Genomic DNA, 6292 nt, shown 5'->3' on the forward strand with positions numbered 1-6292 from the left:
CGCCGAGGCGGAGGCCGAGGCGCCCGCCCCCCGTCCGCGCCGCCGCCGCCGCACCCGGTTCGAGGGGACCGAGGGCGGGGCAGAAGCCCCGGCCGAGCTGTTCCCGAAGCCCGCCGAGCCGTCGGGCGAGTAAACCGTCGCGCCATCAGCCTTCGTTGGACGATCATGCGCCCGGCCTCCGGATGAGGAGGCCGGGCGCGACCCATCGGCGATGCCTGCCGCCGAACGATTTTTGCGCAGCTGCCCGTGGCGTTTCCGGAACGGCTGCCTACCTGCCGCCCTGACAACGAGAGCCTCAGGTCTCAGGCGGAGCGCATCATGACCCACCATCCCGCACTCGCGAAGGGCCGCGTCGCGGTCGTCACCGGCGCGGCGAGCGGCATCGGCCTGGCGGCGGCCACGGCCTTCGCCCGGGCGGGCCTGCGGGTGGTGCTGGCCGACCTGCCCGGCACGGCCCTGGACCAGGCCGGCCGCGCGGTCGCGGCGGTGGCCCCCGGCGGCGAGGCGGAGATCCGCGCGGTGCCGACCGACGTGACGAAGCTGGAGGCGCTGGAGGCCCTGCACCGGGAGGCGGCATCGCTTGGTCCGATCGCGCTCTTGATGGCCAATGCGGGCACTGAGGCCGGCGGGCGCTTCTTCTCCGACGCGCCGACGTGGCACGAGAGCTGGCACCGCATCATCGACACCAACCTGTGGGGCGTCGTCAACGCCATCCAGGTCTTCGTGCCCGGGATGATCGAGGCTGGCGAGCCCGGCGCGGTGATCGTCACCGGCTCGAAGCAGGGCATCACCACCCCGCCCGGCAACACGCCCTACAACGTCAGCAAGGCTGGCGTGAAGGTGACGGCCGAGGCGCTGGCCCACGAGCTGCGCGAGAGGGGCTCGCCCGTCACCGCCCACCTGCTGATCCCGGGCTTCGTCTATACCGGCCTGACCCGCGCCCGCGGCGTGGCCGAGAAGCCGGCCGGCGCCTGGACGCCGGAGGAGACCGTCGAGTTCCTCCTGGACAGGATGGGGGCGGGCGACTTCTACATTCTCTGCCCGGACAACGAGACCACCCGGGCCATGGACGAGAAGCGGATGCGCTGGGCGGCCGACGACGTGATCCGCAACCGCCCGGCCCTGTCGCGCTGGCACCCCGAGCACAAGGCGGCCTTCGCGGCGCACATGGCGGCGCCCCTGGAGGGCGGCGGCAAGGAGGATGATGGCGGTGTCGCGGCGGCCGCGGCCACGCCGGCCTCGTTCTGATCGGCGCGACGCGCCGTCGGTCCTGACGAACAGCCGGACGCGGGTTCGCGTCCGGCAGCGAGACGATCTGGCCACGCCCTTGCAGGGTCGGCCGGCCCCAGCGGGAGACCCGTCACCCGATGCACAAGATCATCCCCGTCGCGCCCTTCGATGCGGTCGTGTTCGGCGCCACCGGCGACCTGACGATGCGCAAGCTGCTGCCGGCGCTCTATTACCGGTTTCGCGATCGGCAGATCCCGGAGGAGAGCCGCATCATCGCGGCAGCCCGCACCCATCTCGGCACCGGGGAATACCGGGATCTCGCCGCGGCGGCGCTGGACCGCCACGTGCCCGCCGCCGACCGCGACCCCGAGACAGTGACGCGGTTCCTCGACCATCTGCGTTACGTGGCGGTGGATGGCGCCGGCGACGCGGGTTGGGAGGACCTGGCGAACCTGCTCGCCGAGCATCCGGGCCACGTGCGGCCCTATTATCTGGCCACGTCGCCGAGCCTCTACGGCGCGATCTGCCGCAACCTCAGCGCCCATGGCATGATCGGCGAGCGCTCCCGCGTGGTGCTGGAGAAGCCGATCGGCCACGACCTCGCCTCGGCCCGCTCCATCAACGACCAGGTCGGCAAGGTCTTTCCCGAGAGCCAGATCTTCCGCATCGACCATTACCTCGGCAAGGAGACGGTGCAGAACCTGCTCGCCCTGCGCTTCGCCAACACGATCTTCGAGCGGCTGTGGAATGCCGACGTGATCGACCACGTGCAGATCACCGTGGCGGAGACGGTCGGGGTCGAGGGCCGCGGCGGCTATTACGACACGTCCGGGGCGCTGCGCGACATGTTGCAGAACCACATGCTTCAGTTGCTCTGCCTGCTCGGCATGGAGAGCCCGCTCTCCCTCGATGCCGACGCCGTGCGCGACGAGAAGCTGAAGGTGCTGCGGGCCCTGAAGCCGATCCCGGCTCACGAGGTGCCGATGCGAACCGTGCGCGGCCAGTACGTGGCCGGGGCCGTCAACGGCCAGCCGGTGCCGGCTTACGTCGCCGATCTCGGCGGGGACCGTACCAGCCCGACCGAGACCTTCGTGGCCCTGAAGCTCGAACTGATGACTCCGCGCTGGGCCGGGGTGCCGTTCTACCTGCGCACCGGCAAAAGGCTGCCCCAGAAGGTCTCCGAGATCGTGGTGCAGTTCCGCTCCTCGCCGTTCAGCATCTTCTCGGACGAGTTCGCCCGCGAGCCGAACCGCCTGGTGATCCGGCTCCAGCCGCAGGAGGGCATCAAGCTCGAGGTGATGACCAAGGAGCCGGGCCCCGGCGGCATGCGCCTGCGGGCGACCGGCCTCGACATCTCGTTCGAGGAGACCTTCAACCAGCGCTATCCGGACGCCTACGAGCGCCTGCTGATGGATGTGGTGCGCGGCAACGCCACCCTGTTCATGCGCCGCGACGAGGTCGAGGCCGCCTGGGCCTGGGCCGACACGCTGCTCAACGCCTGGGCCGACCGCCCGGAATCGCCGCGCCCCTATCCGGCCGGCACTTGGGGCCCCACCGCGGCGATCGCCCTGATCGAGCGCGACGGCCGCACATGGCATGAAGATCTCGGCTGAGGCCGAGTTGGCATGAAGATCTCGGCTGAAGCCGGGTTGGCATGAAGACCTCGGCTGAGGCCGAGTTGGCACGAAGATCTCGGCTGAGGCCGGAGCGGGATGAAGATGTCGGCTGAGGCGAGGGCGGTTGATTGGAACAAATCCAAGCTATTTCAACGGCATGACGGTGGGATCGTCCCTGCCGTGGCTTCCCTTCGGGCGCGCCGCGCTCTAGAGGAGCCGCGAGAGTGAAGGCCCGCGCGTGCGTCGCGCGCGTGGGCACCGAGGATCGCATCATGTCGCCTGTCCGCCCGTCCCTCGCCAGCCTCCTGGTCCTCGCCGCGCTCGTCGCAGGACCCGCCCGTGCCCAGGAGGCGGAGCCCGCAGGCGAAGCACCGGCCGCGGAGCCGGCGCCGGCGCACAAGGCCGCGCCGAAGCCCCGGCGCCCGGCGCCCAAGCCCGCACCGGCTCCCGCACCGGCCCCGAAGGCCGAGGCGGCGTCTGCCGCGGTGGCGGCCCCGACCGGTTCGTGGCCCAACGGCGCGAGCGCCGTGAGCGAGGTCTATGGCGACTGGACCATCAGCTGCACCCGCGAGAACGACAAGCGCCAGTGTCAGCTGTCGCAGGCTCAAGGCGTGGCGCAGACCAGTCAGCGCCGCTTCAGCATCGAGCTGAACGCCCCCCAGGATGGCCGCAGCAACGGCCTGCTGCTCATGCCGCTCGGCCTGTCGATCGAGCCCGGCGTGACCTTCAAGCTCGACGACGCGACCCTCGGCAAGGGCGCACCCTACACCGCCTGCGTCCAGGCCGGCTGCATCGTGCCAATCAGCTTCCCGACCGTCGCCACCGACGCGATGAAGACGGCCGTGAACCTGCGCGTCACCGGCACCAAGCCCAACGGCGAGGCCGAGACGATCACGGTGCCGCTCGCCGGATTCGCCGCCGCCCTCGCCCGGATGTCGCAGCTTTTGAGCTGATGGTTTCACGGCCTGATCAGGGTTGTCGGCGCAGGATGGCGCCATGAGCCTCGATACCGCCTCCCTCTCCGCCGGCGCCCTGTCCCAGCAGAGCACTGCCTTCAGCCAGCAGGTCGCGACCCTCGCGGCCCGCCGCCAGCTCGACGCCGAGCGCGCCGTCGCCGGCCTCGTCGCCGAGACGGCGACCGCGAACCCTCCGGCTCCCCCCGGACAGGGGCAGCGGCTCGACGTGAGGGTCTAAGCAGACTTGCGTTGGCAGGCCGACGCATCGTCCGCTGAGGTTCCTGTTTGATCGCAGATTTTTGCCGCCGAACCGGTGACCACCTCGGCGACATCGGCTTAGGCCACAAGAGGTGCTCCTGCCCGCGCCAGGATCTGCCTGCCTTTAAGGCAGGCGTGGGGCGCGAAGGCCGGATCGTCTCCGACGATCGTGCCGCAAGCATTGGCACGAGACCTGCATGCTCCCGGCAGGCTGGCCTCACGGCCCGCGGGGCAACGACGCCCGAGCCTTGGACACGGATGTCCGACAGAAAGAGGAGCGTGACCGGGCCGCACCGGGCCGCGATCCTCCCCCTGAAGCGCGTCGAAGACCCCCCGCGGGGGCTGTGCGTGAGGCTCCGATATGGCCAGTTTCAAGACCGTCATGAAGTCGGGGCATCCCCCGACCCTGTTCGCCGCGTTCCTGTATTTCGATTTCTGCTTCGCGATCTGGGTGCTCAACGGAGCCATGGGTCCGTTCATCACCGAGCATTACAAGCTCTCGCCGGCCGAGACCGGCTTCATGATCTCGCTGCCGATCCTGGCCGGCGCGATCATGCGCTTTCCCCTTGGCGTGCTCGCCCAGTATATCGGGCGCAAGAACGCCGCGATCACCGAGATGTCGCTGATCGTCCTGGCGATGGCCTATGGCTTCTTCCTGGTGCACGGCTTCACCGACGTGCTCGCCATGGGCGTGCTGCTCGGCATTGCCGGCGCCTCGTTCGGCGTGGCGCTCTCCCTCGGCTCGGGCTGGTTCCCGCCGGAGAACAAGGGCCTCGCCATGGGGATCGCCGGGGCCGGCAATTCCGGCACCGTGCTCGCCGTGCTGTTCGCCCCGCCGCTCGCCCAGGCCTATGGCTGGCAGGCGGTCTATGGCTTTGCCGGCATCGTCATGCTGATCCCGCTCGCCGTGATGATCGTCTTCGCCAAGGAGCCGCCGGACCGCGAGCACCAGAGCTTCAAGCAGCACGTCTCGTGCCTGTTCGAGAAGGACGGCTGGGCCTTCAACCTGGTCTACGTCATCACCTTCGGGGGGTTCATCGGCCTGTCGAACTTCCTGCCGACCTTCTTCTACGAGCAGTTCGCCGTCACCAAGGTCGAGGCCGGTCGGCTGACCATGCTGGCCGCCCTGATGGGGTCGGGCATTCGCATCCTCGGCGGCTACTTCGCCGACCGGATCGGCGGCATCCTGGTGCTGACCGTGGTGCTGCTCGCCGCCATCGGCTCGTTCCTGATGCTCACCGCGGCGCCGACGCTGCTCGTCACCACGCTGCTGTTCATGCTGTGCTTCGCGGCGCTCGGCGCCGGCAACGGCGCCCTGTTCCAGCTCGTGCCCCTGCGCTGGCCGACCAACACCGCGGTGGCGGGCTCGATGATCGGTGAGGTCGGCGCACTCGGCGGCGCCATCCTGCCCAACGCCATGGGCCTGTCGAAGCAGTATACCGGCGGTTTCGCGGCGGGCTTCCTGTTCTACGCGGCGTTCACGGCGATCGTGCTCGGCTGCCTCGCCCTGTGGTCGCGCAAATGGGTCGGCGTCTGGGTCGGGCCCCGCGGCAAGGTGCTGACCGAGGCCGGGGCCGCAGCGCCGGCCGCACCGGAGAGCCCGATCGGCGGCGCGCAGCGCGCGTGACCTCAGCAGAGTTCGCCGAAGGGGTCACCGTTGCGGCGGCAAAAATCCGCGATCAACACGAACCTGAGTCGGCGAAGCGTTGGCCTGCCAGCGCCAGAGCATTCTCCGACGAAGTGGATGCTGGGTTGTCGTAGAAAATGCGGCAAAATCAAAGATCTGGAGAAGCTTCGCGATTGCAGTGCGATCGTGAAGCGCTCTAGGCTGATTATGCCAGCGGCCCAGAATGCCGACGCATCGGGCAGTTGATCTATCTCTCATTTTTGACATCAGGCCGAAGGCTTGGCGACAACGAGAGGGCGTGCCCAAAGGTCGCTTCCAACGATCGGTGGTCTTAGACGATGTCGCGCCCGTCGCTCACCACGCGGGCGAAGACCAGCACATCGACCGCCGTCGCCCCGCCGCGCAGCAGCGCCCGGGCGGCGGCATTCGCCGTCGCGCCGGTGGTCAGCACGTCGTCGACGAGAAGCACCCGCTTGCCCTGGAGCCGCGGCCTTGCTGCGTCCGGCACCCGGAAGGCGCCTTGCAGGTTCTCGGCCCGGGCGGCGCGGCTCAAGCCGACCTGCTGGCGGGTGCGCCGCACCCGGGCGAGCAGCGCCGGCGCCACC

6 protein-coding genes are annotated in these 6292 nt (G+C 69.7%); 5 read left to right on the forward strand and 1 reads right to left on the reverse strand.

Going from position 1 to position 6292, the window contains the following annotated elements; genetic code table 11:
• Window positions 1–318 precede the first annotated feature (318 nt).
• From VP06_RS32315 to VP06_RS32335, 5 genes are all read left to right on the forward strand, one after another.
• Window positions 319–1248, forward strand: a complete 930-nt coding sequence (locus VP06_RS32315; RefSeq protein WP_082167754.1) for an SDR family NAD(P)-dependent oxidoreductase — start codon at window positions 319–321, stop codon at window positions 1246–1248.
• 119 nt (window positions 1249–1367) lie between these two features.
• The gene (zwf, locus tag VP06_RS32320) at window positions 1368–2843 is read left to right on the forward strand and encodes a glucose-6-phosphate dehydrogenase (RefSeq protein WP_048467924.1); all 1476 of its coding nucleotides are present in this window, start codon (window positions 1368–1370) and stop codon (window positions 2841–2843) included.
• A 275-nt stretch (window positions 2844–3118) separates the two neighbouring features.
• Window positions 3119–3799 (forward strand): invasion associated locus B family protein, encoded by a 681-nt coding sequence (locus VP06_RS32325; RefSeq protein ID WP_048467929.1) that lies wholly within the window; start codon window positions 3119–3121, stop codon window positions 3797–3799.
• Window positions 3800–3842: 43 nt separating this feature from the next.
• Entirely contained in the window at window positions 3843–4040 is a 198-nt protein-coding gene (locus VP06_RS32330; RefSeq protein WP_048467925.1) for a hypothetical protein, read from the forward strand.
• 381 nt (window positions 4041–4421) lie between these two features.
• Window positions 4422–5687: an MFS transporter gene (locus VP06_RS32335; protein WP_048467926.1), complete on the forward strand. Its 1266-nt coding sequence runs from the start codon at window positions 4422–4424 to the stop codon at window positions 5685–5687.
• Window positions 5688–6018: 331 nt separating this feature from the next.
• Here the strand turns inward: VP06_RS32335 and VP06_RS32340 are convergent.
• Window positions 6019–6292: ComF family protein (locus VP06_RS32340; RefSeq protein WP_280950266.1), on the reverse strand; the 274-nt coding region annotated here is incomplete at its 5' end.

This window comes from Methylobacterium aquaticum, assembly GCF_001043915.1.
Classification (GTDB): Bacteria; Pseudomonadota; Alphaproteobacteria; order Rhizobiales; family Beijerinckiaceae; genus Methylobacterium; species Methylobacterium aquaticum.

Excerpts from the sequence above, each read along its gene's own strand:
- VP06_RS32315 (WP_082167754.1), top strand. The coding sequence starts at position 319 with ATGACCCACCATCCCGCACTCGCGAAGGGCCGCGTCGCGGTCGTCACC.
- zwf (WP_048467924.1), top strand. The coding sequence starts at position 1,368 with ATGCACAAGATCATCCCCGTCGCGCCCTTCGATGCGGTCGTGTTCGGC.
- VP06_RS32335 (WP_048467926.1), top strand. The coding sequence starts at position 4,422 with ATGGCCAGTTTCAAGACCGTCATGAAGTCGGGGCATCCCCCGACCCTG.
- VP06_RS32325 (WP_048467929.1), top strand. The coding sequence starts at position 3,119 with ATGTCGCCTGTCCGCCCGTCCCTCGCCAGCCTCCTGGTCCTCGCCGCG.
- VP06_RS32330 (WP_048467925.1), top strand. The coding sequence starts at position 3,843 with ATGAGCCTCGATACCGCCTCCCTCTCCGCCGGCGCCCTGTCCCAGCAG.